Annotated in this window: 21 protein-coding genes; all 21 read left to right on the forward strand. The window is 45.7% G+C overall.

Features of this window, described 5'->3' with window-relative positions:
* The first annotated feature begins 16 nt into the window (after positions 1 to 16).
* The 21 genes from leuB (at position 17) to rplF (ending at position 12,550) form a co-directional block, all read left to right on the forward strand.
* Positions 17 to 1,117, forward strand: a complete 1,101-nt coding sequence (gene leuB / locus QWY22_RS00655; protein ID WP_300982498.1) for a 3-isopropylmalate dehydrogenase — start codon at positions 17 to 19, stop codon at positions 1,115 to 1,117.
* A gap of 18 nt (positions 1,118 to 1,135) precedes the next feature.
* Positions 1,136 to 2,554 (forward strand): 3-isopropylmalate dehydratase large subunit, encoded by a 1,419-nt coding sequence (gene leuC, locus QWY22_RS00660; protein WP_300982499.1) that lies wholly within the window; start codon positions 1,136 to 1,138, stop codon positions 2,552 to 2,554.
* Positions 2,555 to 2,579: 25 nt separating this feature from the next.
* Positions 2,580 to 3,167: a 3-isopropylmalate dehydratase small subunit gene (gene leuD / locus QWY22_RS00665; RefSeq protein WP_300982500.1), complete on the forward strand. Its 588-nt coding sequence runs from the start codon at positions 2,580 to 2,582 to the stop codon at positions 3,165 to 3,167.
* A 195-nt stretch (positions 3,168 to 3,362) separates the two neighbouring features.
* On the forward strand, positions 3,363 to 4,688 hold the full coding sequence (locus tag QWY22_RS00670; RefSeq protein WP_300982501.1) for a Na+/H+ antiporter family protein: 1,326 nt from the start codon (positions 3,363 to 3,365) through the stop codon (positions 4,686 to 4,688).
* Between the two features lie 254 nt (positions 4,689 to 4,942).
* Positions 4,943 to 5,251: a 30S ribosomal protein S10 gene (gene rpsJ, locus QWY22_RS00675; RefSeq protein ID WP_036803896.1), complete on the forward strand. Its 309-nt coding sequence runs from the start codon at positions 4,943 to 4,945 to the stop codon at positions 5,249 to 5,251.
* Between the two features lie 49 nt (positions 5,252 to 5,300).
* Positions 5,301 to 5,930, forward strand: a complete 630-nt coding sequence (rplC, locus tag QWY22_RS00680; RefSeq protein WP_300982502.1) for a 50S ribosomal protein L3 — start codon at positions 5,301 to 5,303, stop codon at positions 5,928 to 5,930.
* A gap of 29 nt (positions 5,931 to 5,959) precedes the next feature.
* Positions 5,960 to 6,583: a 50S ribosomal protein L4 gene (gene rplD / locus QWY22_RS00685; RefSeq protein ID WP_036803899.1), complete on the forward strand. Its 624-nt coding sequence runs from the start codon at positions 5,960 to 5,962 to the stop codon at positions 6,581 to 6,583.
* On the forward strand, positions 6,583 to 6,867 hold the full coding sequence (gene rplW, locus QWY22_RS00690; protein WP_036803901.1) for a 50S ribosomal protein L23: 285 nt from the start codon (positions 6,583 to 6,585) through the stop codon (positions 6,865 to 6,867). Before rplD ends, rplW begins: the two co-directional genes overlap by 1 nt.
* Before the next feature lie 45 nt (positions 6,868 to 6,912).
* Positions 6,913 to 7,743 carry a 50S ribosomal protein L2 gene (gene rplB / locus QWY22_RS00695; RefSeq protein WP_036803904.1) on the forward strand — a complete coding sequence of 277 codons (831 nt, stop codon included), beginning with the start codon at positions 6,913 to 6,915 and terminating at the stop codon, positions 7,741 to 7,743.
* 60 nt (positions 7,744 to 7,803) lie between these two features.
* Complete coding sequence (gene rpsS / locus QWY22_RS00700; RefSeq protein ID WP_006828932.1) at positions 7,804 to 8,082, forward strand: 30S ribosomal protein S19; 279 nt, start codon at positions 7,804 to 7,806, stop codon at positions 8,080 to 8,082.
* 19 nt (positions 8,083 to 8,101) lie between these two features.
* Positions 8,102 to 8,443: a 50S ribosomal protein L22 gene (gene rplV, locus QWY22_RS00705; RefSeq protein WP_036803906.1), complete on the forward strand. Its 342-nt coding sequence runs from the start codon at positions 8,102 to 8,104 to the stop codon at positions 8,441 to 8,443.
* Between the two features lie 3 nt (positions 8,444 to 8,446).
* Positions 8,447 to 9,103: a 30S ribosomal protein S3 gene (gene rpsC, locus QWY22_RS00710; RefSeq protein WP_036803908.1), complete on the forward strand. Its 657-nt coding sequence runs from the start codon at positions 8,447 to 8,449 to the stop codon at positions 9,101 to 9,103.
* A gap of 1 nt (position 9,104) precedes the next feature.
* Positions 9,105 to 9,539, forward strand: coding sequence for a 50S ribosomal protein L16 (rplP, locus tag QWY22_RS00715; protein ID WP_036803910.1), 435 nt, complete (start codon positions 9,105 to 9,107; stop codon positions 9,537 to 9,539).
* Positions 9,529 to 9,729: a 50S ribosomal protein L29 gene (gene rpmC, locus QWY22_RS00720; protein WP_036803912.1), complete on the forward strand. Its 201-nt coding sequence runs from the start codon at positions 9,529 to 9,531 to the stop codon at positions 9,727 to 9,729. Before rplP ends, rpmC begins: the two co-directional genes overlap by 11 nt.
* 24 nt (positions 9,730 to 9,753) lie before the next feature.
* Positions 9,754 to 10,017 (forward strand): 30S ribosomal protein S17, encoded by a 264-nt coding sequence (gene rpsQ, locus QWY22_RS00725; protein WP_036803914.1) that lies wholly within the window; start codon positions 9,754 to 9,756, stop codon positions 10,015 to 10,017.
* A 47-nt stretch (positions 10,018 to 10,064) separates the two neighbouring features.
* Positions 10,065 to 10,433: a 50S ribosomal protein L14 gene (gene rplN, locus QWY22_RS00730; protein WP_036803916.1), complete on the forward strand. Its 369-nt coding sequence runs from the start codon at positions 10,065 to 10,067 to the stop codon at positions 10,431 to 10,433.
* Between the two features lie 35 nt (positions 10,434 to 10,468).
* On the forward strand, positions 10,469 to 10,780 hold the full coding sequence (rplX, locus tag QWY22_RS00735) for a 50S ribosomal protein L24 (RefSeq protein WP_036803921.1): 312 nt from the start codon (positions 10,469 to 10,471) through the stop codon (positions 10,778 to 10,780).
* Positions 10,781 to 10,807: 27 nt separating this feature from the next.
* Positions 10,808 to 11,347, forward strand: coding sequence for a 50S ribosomal protein L5 (rplE, locus tag QWY22_RS00740; protein ID WP_036803924.1), 540 nt, complete (start codon positions 10,808 to 10,810; stop codon positions 11,345 to 11,347).
* Between the two features lie 19 nt (positions 11,348 to 11,366).
* Positions 11,367 to 11,552, forward strand: a complete 186-nt coding sequence (gene rpsN, locus QWY22_RS00745) for a 30S ribosomal protein S14 (RefSeq protein ID WP_006828941.1) — start codon at positions 11,367 to 11,369, stop codon at positions 11,550 to 11,552.
* A gap of 29 nt (positions 11,553 to 11,581) precedes the next feature.
* On the forward strand, positions 11,582 to 11,980 hold the full coding sequence (gene rpsH / locus QWY22_RS00750) for a 30S ribosomal protein S8 (protein WP_006828942.1): 399 nt from the start codon (positions 11,582 to 11,584) through the stop codon (positions 11,978 to 11,980).
* Between the two features lie 30 nt (positions 11,981 to 12,010).
* The gene (rplF, locus tag QWY22_RS00755; RefSeq protein ID WP_036803926.1) at positions 12,011 to 12,550 is read left to right on the forward strand and encodes a 50S ribosomal protein L6; all 540 of its coding nucleotides are present in this window, start codon (positions 12,011 to 12,013) and stop codon (positions 12,548 to 12,550) included.
* The last annotated feature ends 11 nt before the right edge of the window (positions 12,551 to 12,561 follow it).

A 12,561-nucleotide genomic window follows, 5' to 3' on the forward strand; every position in this document is an offset into this window, starting at 1 on the left:
AGAGGAGGAATATAAAATGAAAAAAACAATAGCGGTATTGCCAGGAGACGGAATCGGACCAGAAGTAACAGATGCGGCGGTACAAGTGCTGCAATCCATCGCAATGCGTTATGGACATACTTTTCATTTGAAACACGCGTTGATCGGAGGCAGTGCAGTCGATGCACATAACAACCCGCTGCCTGACGAAACCATTGCCGCATGCGAGGCAAGCGACGCAATTCTCCTCGGTGCAGTCGGAGGTTCGAAATGGGACCAGAATCCAGGGCATCTTCGCCCGGAGAAAGGTTTGTTGAACATCCGTAAGCATTTCGATTTGTTTGCGAATATCCGGCCGGTCAAAGCAATTCCTGCTTTGCTTGGTTCATCGCCATTAAAAGAAGAAGTGGCGAAAGAAGTGGACATGGTCATTGTACGCGAGTTGACAAGCGGTTTGTATTTCGGAGAGCCGAAGCGCCGGACCGAAAAAGCGGGCGTTGATACACTCGTCTATACAAGGGATGAAATCGAGCGGATTGTCGATCAGGCATTTGAAATTGCGCGTGGGCGCAGAGGCAAAGTGACGTCGGTTGATAAAGCGAATGTATTGGAAACAAGCAAGCTATGGCGTGAAGTGGTTGAAGAGCGTAAAGCGTTTTATCCGGATGTCGAAGTGGAACACATGCTGGTTGATTCCGCTGCAATGAAACTGATCACCGATCCGCGGGCATTCGATGTCATGGTGACGGAGAACATGTTCGGCGATATCTTGAGCGATGAAGCGTCCGTTATCACGGGATCGCTTGGCATGCTGCCATCAGCCAGCGTCCGGTCAGACGGTTTCGGCCTATACGAGCCGGTACATGGTTCGGCGCCGGATATCGCAGGCCAGAACAAAGCCAATCCTTCAGCGGCTATTCTTTCGGCGGCGATGATGCTGCGCTATTCGTTCGGTATGCATACCGAAGCGGCAGCAATCGAAGAAGCGGTGATGAGCGTATTGGAAGACGGTTATTGCACAGGCGATTTGTCCGACGCAGGCAAACAAGTGGTATCGACTGAGCGTTTTGTGACAAAAGTGGTTGAAGAATTGGAAAGAGAATTGGTGTCAGAGCACATCATGTATTCTTACGTGTGATCGGGAGGAGCGGTTCGGATGGCAAAAACGATTATTGAAAAGATTTGGGAACAGCATATTGTATACGAAGAGCAGGGGAAGCCGGACCTGCTTTACATCGATCTTCATTTATTGCATGAAGTGACGTCTCCACAAGCATTCGAAGGCCTTAGATTGAATGGCCGGAAGGTACGGCGGCCGGATTTGTGCTTTGCGACAATGGACCACAACGTGCCGACGCGCAACCGGGACAAAATTACGGATCCGATTTCCCGCAAGCAAATTAAAACCCTCCAGGAAAATTGCGAAGAGTTCGGTGTCCCGCTTGCGGGCATCAACCATCCGGATCAGGGCATCGTCCACGTCATTGGACCAGAACTTGGGCTGACGCAACCGGGAAAAACAATTGTCTGTGGAGACAGCCACACTTCCACACACGGCGCATTCGGGTCCTTAGCGTTCGGAATCGGAACGAGTGAAGTGGAGCATGTGTTATCGACACAGACGCTCTGGCAATCGAAACCGAAAACGATGCAAATCCGGATTGACGGAGAATTGGGCTTTGGCGTTGCTGCGAAAGATGTTATTTTGGCAATCATCGCGAAATTTGGCGTTGATATGGGAACCGGCCATATCGTCGAATATACGGGAGATGCCATTCGTTCACTTTCAATGGAAGAACGCATGACTATCTGCAATATGTCGATTGAAGCCGGCGCACGCGCAGGCTTGATCAGCCCGGACGACACGACAATTGAATATATGAGAGGGCGCCGGTATGTAGCTCAAGGAGAAGCGTTTGAGGAAGCGGCAGCTGGTTGGCTGGCACTCGCAACCGATGAAGGCGCCGCGTACGATGTCACGCATACCATCCATGCAGATGAGATTTCGCCTTTTGTAACATGGGGAACCAATCCGTCGATGGGCTCCGGCATTGCAGAACACGTGCCTTTTGCAGCGGACTATGAAGATCCGGCTGACCGGGAAGCGTTAAAACAGGCATTGAGCTATATGCAATTAGAAGAAGGGGCGCCGTTGTCTTCGATTGAAATCCAGCATGTCTTTATCGGATCTTGCACCAACGCCCGCATCGGCGACTTGCGTGCAGCGAGTGCCATTGTGGAAGGGAAAAAAGTGCATCCATCGGTAACGGCGATTGTAGTGCCGGGATCGGAAACAGTGAAACGTGCAGCAGAAGCGGAAGGGCTGGATAAAATCTTCCTTGCAGCTGGATTTGAATGGCGCGAAACCGGATGCAGCATGTGCTTGGCGATGAATGAAGACTCTGTACCAGCAGGAGAGCGCTGTGCCTCCACTTCGAACCGGAACTTCGAAGGGCGGCAAGGAGCGGGATCGATGACGCATTTGGTCAGTCCGGTTATGGCAGCCGCAGCAGCAATCGAAGGGCGCTTGACGGATGTCCGCAATTACATGAAAGAACCGGTGCCAACAGCATGAGTGAAATGGACAAGGAGGCAATGCAATGAAGCCCATTAATAAAATCAACAGCGTCTTAACGCCGCTTGACCGAAAAAATGTAGATACCGATCAAATCATTTCCAAAGAGTTCTTGAAGCGGATTGAACGCACGGGATTCGGCCAGTATTTGTTTTATCATTGGCGTTTCAATCCGGGCGGTTCACCAAGAGAAGACTTTGTGCTGAATGATCCCCGCTTCAGCGGCTCCGAAATTTTAGTTGCACAGGAGAACTTCGGCTGCGGCTCTTCACGTGAACATGCCCCGTGGGCCATCCAAGATTATGGTTTTAATGTAGTTATTGCACCGAGCTATGCGGATATCTTCTATAATAACTGCGTCAAAAATGGCATTTTGCCAATTCGCTTAACAGAGGATCAAGTAGATGAGCTGATTCAAAAAGGGCAAAAAGCCCCCTTTGGTCTGCAAGTCAATCTGGAAGAGCAAACGGTGACTGCGGAAGACGGCAGCCGCTATGAGTTTACAATCGATCCGTACTGGAAAGAAATGCTGCTGAAAGGCTGGGATGAGATTGCTTTGACGTTCCAATACGAGGACTACATCACGGCATACGAACAGCAGCAGCAACAGTAATTATATATAGTAGAAAGTGAAAATCCTTCGCTCACCGCGAGGGATTTTTTGTGTTAAAACATAAACAACCTTTTCTTATTTTCTGACTTTTTCTACTTTCAGCGATTACGGGTTTTAGTGTTGACATCCTTTTGGCCTTTTGTTAATTTTAACAGTGTACTTTAACGCTTTAGCATACTAAAGGAGATAATAAATATGAATGCAGTAATACTTGCTGTCCTGGTCATGCTGGTTTTAAGTTTGTTCCGCGTCAATGTAGTGTTTGCCTTGTTGATTGGAGCGCTTGCCGGAGGACTGAGCGGCGGCTTATCGCTTATGGATACCGTAACAGCTTATACAGGAGGTTTAGGAGCAGGGGCGACGATTGCACTCAGCTATGCAATGCTCGGCGGATTTGCCGTGGCCATTTCACGGACGGGCATACCTGAGCTGCTGGTCTCAAAAGTTTTGAAGCTCGTAAACAAAGAAGGGGAAGGGACAAGAGAGAATCTGGCGAAAGCTTTGGTGATTTTTGCTTTGCTTGCCATGGCGATTTTATCGCAGAATGCCATTCCGATTCACATTGCCTTTATCCCATTGTTGGTGCCGCCAATTTTGCACATTATGAATGAGCTGCGGATCGACCGCCGCTTGATTGCGTCGGTGCTGACGTTCGGGCTGACTGCACCGTATATTTTATTGCCGTATGGCTTCGGGTTGATCTTTCACGAAATCGTCGCTACACAGATGGAGCTGGCAGGATTGCCGATCGACATGGCGGACATTCCAAAAGCGATGGCGATTCCGGTTGCAGGCATGGCGGTGGGATTGGCAGTCGCGGTGTTCATCTCTTACCGAAAACCTCGCGACTATCATGCGAGAGCAACTAATACTATAGAAGAAACTCAAACAAAGACGGCTTCGACGAAAGACGTCATCGTTACGCTCGTTGCATTGGCAGCGGCATTGTATGGTCAGATCCAGACGGATTCGATGATTATCGGGGCGCTTTCGGGCATTCTGGTGTTGTATGTCTTTGGGGCAATGAAATGGCGTGAGGCCGACGATGTGCTGACTGCCGGCATGCGCATGATGGCCTTCATCGGATTTGTTATGATCTCGGCGAACGGATTTGCTGCGGTTATCACTGCAACAGGAGCGGTCGAGCCGCTTGTGTCCAGTGTGGCGGATGTGTTTGATGGCAATAAAGGAGTCGCTGCATTCTTCATGCTGGTGGTCGGCTTGCTCGTGACGATGGGAATCGGGTCGTCGTTTGCAACCATTCCGATCATCGCTGCGATCTTTGTGCCACTGAGCATGGAGTTCGGATTCTCAACGATTGCCATTATTTCGCTGATTGGAACTGCGGGTGCACTTGGGGACGCCGGATCGCCTGCTTCCGACTCGACACTCGGGCCGACAGCCGGGCTGAATGTCGACGGCCAGCACAATCACATCTGGGATACATGCGTGCCGACCTTCCTGCATTACAATATTCCGTTGATTGTTTTCGGCTGGATTGCCGTCATGTTATTGGCTTAAGAAAAAAATGTTCGGACTATTTGCTTGAGAGTTGAATATCTAAAATATCCTGTTATACTAATAAAAGCGAATCAGAAAGAATTTCGTGGAAAGCCTTGCGGAATTCTTTTTTCTTATGTATAATGGTGAATGTTGGTCTTTGACTGCGATGAAGCGAGAGGTTACCGATACACCCGGCCGCTTTGCCATGGCGAGTGATTGGAAAATTTTCGTGGAGAATGTCTATCCAAAATAGGCGAAAAGGAGGGAAAGTAATGGCAAAACAGAAAATTCGTATCCGTTTGAAAGCATATGATCACAGAGTACTTGATCAGTCTGCTGAGAAAATTGTAGAAACTGCAAAACGTTCAGGTGCAAGTGTATCGGGTCCAATCCCGTTGCCAACTGAAAAGTCGGTCTACACAATCTTGCGTTCAGTGCACATTTACAAAGACTCACGCGAGCAATTTGAAATGCGCACACACAAACGCTTAATCGATATCGTTAACCCTACTCCACAAACAGTGGACGCGTTAATGAAATTAGATTTACCATCAGGCGTCGACATTGAAATCAAACTTTAATCGGCAAACGAAATAGAAAAACACAAATAATCACAGGAGGTGTGACAACATGACCAAAGGAATCTTAGGTAGAAAAATCGGTATGACGCAAGTTTTTGCTGAGAACGGTGATTTAATCCCTGTAACTGTAGTTGAAGCTGCTCCAAACGTAGTGCTTCAAAAGAAAACAGTTGAGGTTGACGGCTACGAAGCAATCCAGTTAGGTTTTGAAGACAAGCGCGAAAAGCTTTCTAACAAACCTGCTAAAGGACACGTAGCAAAAGCGAACACTGCTCCTAAGCGCTTCATTCGCGAACTTCGCAATGTAAACTTAGCTGATTACGAGATTGGTCAGGAAGTCAAAGTAGATGTATTCGCAGAAGGCGATGTAGTAGATGTTACAGGAACAACAAAAGGTAAAGGTTTCCAAGGTGTTATTAAACGCCACGGACAATCACGCGGGCCAATGGCTCACGGTTCACGTTACCACCGTCGTCCCGGTTCAATGGGTGCAGTTGCTCCTAACCGCGTATTCAAACAGAAGAAATTGCCTGGTCAAATGGGTGGAACAACAATTACGATTCAAAACCTTCAAATCGTTAAGGTTGATACTGAACGTAACTTGCTTCTAATCAAAGGTAATGTTCCTGGTTCACGCAAAGCATTGCTACGCGTTAAATCAGCTATTAAATCGAAATAATATTTTTTTAGAGGAAGGAGGAAACACGAATGCCTAAAGTAGCTTTATTAAATCAAACTGGTTCTCAAGTGGGCGACATCGAATTGAACGACTATGTATTCGGTATCGAGCCAAATGAAGCCGTGTTATTCGACGCAGTAGTGATGCAACGCGCTTCACTTCGCCAAGGTAACCATAAAGTAAAAAACCGTTCTGAAGTAGCTGGTGGTGGTAAAAAGCCATGGCGCCAAAAAGGAACTGGACGTGCCCGTCAAGGTTCGATCCGTTCACCACAATGGCGTGGAGGCGGTATCGTATTCGGTCCGACACCACGTAGCTATAGCTATAAATTGCCTAAGAAAGTCCGTCGCTTGGCTCTACGCTCTGCGCTTTCATCTGCAGTAGTTGGAGAAAAATTGATGGTACTTGAAGGATTGACTTTTGATGCACCAAAAACAAAAGCATTTACTAAATTGATGCAAGATCTTTCAATTGGTAAAAAAGCTTTGTTCGTAACTGCTGACCCGGATGAAAACGTAGCATTATCTGCTCGCAACATCCAAGGTATGACAGTGGTAGCAGCAACTGGCATCAACGTTTTAGACTTGCTTGGACATGACAAAGTTGTTATGACTAAAGCAGCGATTGAGAAAATTGAGGAGGTGCTTAGTTAATGGAAGCACGTGATATTCTAAAGCGTCCGGTCATTACTGAGCGTTCTTCTGAAGTAATGGCAGATAAGAAGTACACTTTTGAAGTGGACACTCGCGCTAACAAAACACAAGTTAAACATGCTGTTCAAGAAATCTTTGGCGTGAAAGTTGAGAAAGTCAACATCATGAACTACAAAGGCAAATTCAAACGCATGGGCAAACACGCAGGCTATACGAACAAACGCCGCAAAGCGATTGTTAAATTGACTGCTGACTCTAAAGACATCGAATTGTTCGAAATTTAATTTCTATAAGTTCTTAAAGAACTACTAACGAAGGAGGGAAACAACGTGGGGATTAGAAAATACAAACCTACCACTAACGGTCGTCGTAACATGACTACTTCGGATTTCGCTGAAATCACAACGAACAAGCCGGAAAAGTCGCTTCTGCAACCAACTAGACGCAAAGGCGGCCGTAATAACCAAGGTAAAATAACTGTACGCCATCACGGTGGTGGACATAAACGCCAATACCGTGTCATCGATTTCAAACGTAACAAAGATGGCATTCCAGGACGCGTTGCTACAATCGAGTACGATCCAAACCGTTCTGCTAACATCGCATTAATTCACTACGCTGACGGAGAAAAACGTTACATCTTGGCTCCTAAAGGAATCGAAGTTGGAACGCAAATCATGTCAGGCGTTGAAGCTGATATCAAACCAGGTAACGCACTTCCGTTGTCTAACATCCCAATGGGTTCTACAATCCATAACATTGAATTGAAGCCAGGCGGCGGCGGACAGCTAGTTCGTTCTGCAGGAACTTCAGCTCAGGTTCTTGGTAAAGAAGGCAAATACGTAACTGTTCGTTTGCAATCAGGCGAAGTTCGCATGATCCTTGCTACTTGCCGCGCTACAATCGGTGCTGTAGGCAACGAACAACACGAATTGATTAACATTGGTAAAGCAGGCCGCAGCCGCTGGTTAGGCAAACGCCCAACAGTCCGTGGATCTGTAATGAACCCGAACGATCACCCACACGGTGGTGGTGAAGGACGTTCGCCAATCGGACGTAAATCACCAATGTCTCCATGGGGCAAACCGACTCTTGGATACAAAACACGCAAGAAAACGAACAAGTCAGACAAGTTCATCGTGCGTCGTCGTAAAAAATAATTTGATTCCGCTGCGGTTCAGCTTAAGAACCGTGGTGCAATCACGAAGGGAGGATCCCAAATGGGCCGCAGCTTGAAAAAAGGACCTTTTGTTGACGATCATCTTATGAAAAAAGTTGAAGCGCAAAAGGACTCTGAGAAAAAACAAGTGATTAAAACTTGGTCTCGCCGTTCTACAATTTTCCCGACATTCATCGGACAAACAATTGCAGTATACGATGGCCGTAAGCACATCCCTGTATACGTAACTGAAGATATGGTAGGCCATAAACTAGGCGAATTCGCGCCAACACGCAAATACGCTAGTCATGGTGCAGACGATAAGAAAACAAGACGTTAATTGAGAGGAGGATTTCCCCATGCAAGCAAAAGCTGTTGCTAGAACAGTACGTATTGCTCCTCGTAAAGTCCGTTTAGTAGTAGATTTAATCCGAGGCAAGCAAATCGGCGAAGCCGTTGCAATTTTAAAACATACTCCAAAATCGTCATCGATTGTAATTGAGAAGTTATTGAAATCTGCAGCTGCTAACGCTGAACACAACTACGAAATGAACTTGGACAACCTGATTGTTAGCGAAGTATTCGTTGACGAAGGCCCAACATTGAAACGTTTCCGTCCACGTGCAATGGGACGCGCGAGCGCAATCAACAAACGTACAAGCCACATCACACTAGTGGTATCTGAGAAGAAGGAGGGATAATTCGTGGGACAAAAAATACATCCAATCGGGATGCGTATCGGAATCATTCGTGACTGGGAGTCAAAATGGTACGCTGAAAAAGACTATGCGACACTTCTTCACGAAGATATTAAAATCCGTGAATACATCGAAGCACGTTTGAAAGAAGCTTCAGTTTCTAAAATCGAAATTGAGCGCGCTGCAAACCGTGTTAACGTAACAATTCACACTGCGAAACCAGGTATGGTAATTGGTAAAGGTGGTTCTGAAGTAGAAGTACTTCGCAAACAGCTTAACTCTATGACTGGCAAGCGTGTACACATCAACATTATTGAAATCAAAAGAGCTGACCTTGATGCGAGACTAGTTGCTGAAAGTGTTGCACGTCAATTGGAAAACCGCGTGTCTTTCCGCCGTGCACAAAAACAAGCAATCCAGCGCACTATGCGTTCTGGCGCTAAAGGGATCAAAACTCAAGTATCTGGACGTCTAGGCGGCGCTGACATTGCGCGTGCTGAACACTACAGTGAAGGTACTGTTCCGCTCCATACGCTTCGTGCTGATATCGACTATGCACACGCTGAAGCAGACACTACTTACGGCAAACTTGGCGTAAAAGTATGGATCTACCGCGGTGAAGTCCTTCCAACTAAGAAGAAATCTGAGGAAGGAGGCAAATAATATGTTAATGCCTAAACGCGTTAAATATCGTCGTGAGCACCGCGGAAAAATGCGCGGAGAAGCTAAAGGCGGCAAAGAAATCGCATTCGGTGAATTTGGTCTCCAGGCTTTGGAATCATCTTGGATCACTAACCGCCAAATCGAAGCAGCTCGTATCTCCATGACTCGTTACATGAAACGTGGCGGTAAAGTCTGGATTAAAATTTTCCCGCATAAACCTTATACGAAAAAGCCTCTTGAGGTACGTATGGGATCCGGTAAAGGTTCGCCTGAAGGCTGGGTAGCGGTTGTTAAAACAGGTAAAGTAATGTTCGAACTAGCTGGAGTATCTGAAGAAGTGGCACGCGAAGCATTGCGCCTTGCATCTCACAAACTTCCGATCAAAACAAAGTTCGTAAAACGTGAAGAAATTGGTGGTGAATCGAATGAAAGCTAATGAAATCCGTGACTTAACCACTGCTGAAATCGAACAAAAAGTGAAATCACTGAAAGAAGAGCTTTTCAACCTTCGCTTCCAATTGGCTACTGGTCAATTAGAAAATACTGCTCGCATCCGCGAAGTACGTAAAGCGATCGCGCGTATGAAAACTGTGATTCATGAAAGAGAAATCAGTGGCAATAACTGATAATTCGAGAGGAGGTTTGCAAGTATGACTGAGCGTAACCAACGCAAAGTATACACAGGCCGTGTTGTGTCTGACAAAATGGACAAAACCGTTACAGTAATGGTTGAAACTCAAAAGAAGCACGCACTTTATGGCAAACGTGTAAAATACTCTAAGAAATTTAAGGCTCATGATGAGCTAAACGAAGCTAAAATGGGCGACATCGTTCGCATCATGGAAACTCGTCCGCTATCAGCTACTAAACGTTTCCGCGTATTGGAAATTGTAGAAAAAGCGGTTATTATCTAATTTAAATAATTTCGGAACCTAAGAAATTCCGAAGGGAGGTAACCTAAGTGATCCAACAGGAAAGTCGTTTAAAAGTTGCAGACAACTCGGGTGCTCGTGAAGTACTAGCGATTAAAGTGCTTGGTGGTTCTGGTCGTAAGACTGCAAACATCGGTGACGTAATCGTTTGTACCGTGAAAAAAGCAACACCAGGTGGCGTTGTTAAGAAAGGTGAAGTCGTTAAGGCTGTCATCGTTCGCACGAAAAGCGGAGCTCGCCGTAAAGACGGTACTTACATTAAATTTGATGAAAATGCATGTGTTATTATCCGTGACGATAAAGGTCCACGTGGAACACGTATTTTCGGACCTGTTGCCCGCGAACTTCGCGACAACAACTTCATGAAAATCGTTTCACTTGCTCCTGAAGTTCTTTAATAAATCAATGTGCCATACCAAGGAGGTGCGACAGAATGCATGTTAAAAAAGGCGATACAGTTAAGGTAATCTCCGGTAAAGATAAAGGCAAAACAGGTGTTGTTTTGGCTGCTCTACCTAAGAAAGACCGTGTGCTTGTTGAAGGTATCAACATCATCAAAAAGCATACAAAACCGAACCAGGCAAACCCACAAGGTGGAATTGTCAGCCAAGAAGCAGCAATTCACGTTTCTAACGTTATGTTACTTGACCCTAAATCCGGCGAGCCGACTCGTGTAGGATACAAGGTTGAAGATGGTAAAAAAGTTCGTGTTGCAAAAAAATCCGGTGAAAAATTAGATAAATAAAATTCCTGAATGAAGGGAGGTACACACATGAACCGCCTAAAAGAAAAATATGTGAATGAAATCACTCCTGCTCTAGTGAGCAAGTTTGAATATAAATCCGTAATGCAAACACCTAAAGTTGATAAAATCGTTATCAACATGGGTGTGGGTGAAGCTGTTCAAAACACTAAGTCTCTAGACTCGGCTGTTGAAGAATTACAAACGATCACTGGTCAAAAACCAGTTATTACTAAAGCTAAGAAATCTATCGCTGGCTTCCGTCTTCGTGAAGGTATGCCTATCGGATGTAAAGTTACACTACGCGGAGAGCGTATGTATGACTTCCTGGATAAATTGATTGCTATCTCACTTCCACGTGTACGTGACTTCCGTGGCGTTTCGAAAAAATCTTTCGACGGACGCGGTAACTACACACTTGGCGTGAAAGAACAATTGATCTTCCCTGAAATCGATTATGATAAAGTTTCTAAAGTACGCGGTATGGACATCGTAATTGTAACAACTGCGAACTCTGATGAAGAAGCTCGTGAGTTATTAACACAATTCGGAATGCCGTTCCAAAAGTAAACGTGAGGGAGGCGTAAACGTGGCTAAAAAATCTATGATCGCAAAACAAAAACGCACGCCAAAGTTTAAAGTACAAGAGTACACACGCTGTGAACGATGCGGACGTCCGCATTCAGTATTACGCAAATTTAAACTTTGCCGTATTTGTTTCCGTGAACTTGCATATGTGGGACAAATTCCTGGCGTCAAAAAAGCCAGCTGGTAATCCCCTAATTTGGGAAGGAGGTAAAAGTAATGACAATGACAGATCCGATTGCAGATATGCTGACACGCATTCGTAATGCGAACATGGTTCGTCACGAGAAATTAGAGCTTCCGGCTTCTAATGTGAAAAAAGACATCGCTGAAATTTTGAAGCGTGAAGGTTTCGTCCGTGACGTTGAATACGTTGAAGATGACAAACAAGGTATGATCCGTATCTTCTTGAAATACGGAGCTAACAACGAACGCGTTATTACTGGATTGAAACGCATTTCAAAACCAGGACTACGTGTTTACGCAAAAACTAACGAGGTGCCACGTGTACTAAACGGTCTAGGAATCGCTTTAGTATCGACATCACAAGGTTTAGTAACTGATAAAGAAGCCCGCGCGAAACAAATCGGCGGAGAAATTATAGCATACGTTTGGTAATCAGAAACAAACGAATGGAGGTGCAATAGAATGTCACGTGTAGGTAAAAAACCAATCGAGGTACCTGCTGACGTTACTGTAACTGTCGCTGACGGCAACGTAGTAACTGTTAAAGGTCCTAAAGGCGAGATGACTCGCGCATTTAACCAAGATATTACAATTTCTCAAGAAGAAAACGTGCTAACACTAACACGTCCTTCTGACTCGAAACAACACCGCACAATTCACGGAACTACTCGTGCTTTGCTTGCTAACATGATTCTAGGAACTTCACAAGGATTCGAGCGTGTGCTTGAATTGGTTGGGGTTGGATACCGTGCTCAGCTGCAAGGCCAGAAATTGGTTCTTAACGTAGGTTACTCTCACCCGGTAGAATTCACTCCGGAAGAAGGAATCTCTGTTGAAGTTCCATCGAACACACGAGTAATCGTTAAAGGGATCGACAAAGAACGCGTTGGAGCTCTAGCTTCTAACATTCGCCAAGTACGTCCTCCAGAGCCATATAAAGGCAAAGGGATTCGTTACGAAGGGGAAAAAGTTCGCCGCAAAGAAGGTAAAACAGGTAAATAATGCTGCTTAGG

This window comes from Planococcus liqunii (assembly GCF_030413595.1).
GTDB lineage: Bacteria > Bacillota > Bacilli > Bacillales_A > Planococcaceae > Planococcus > Planococcus liqunii.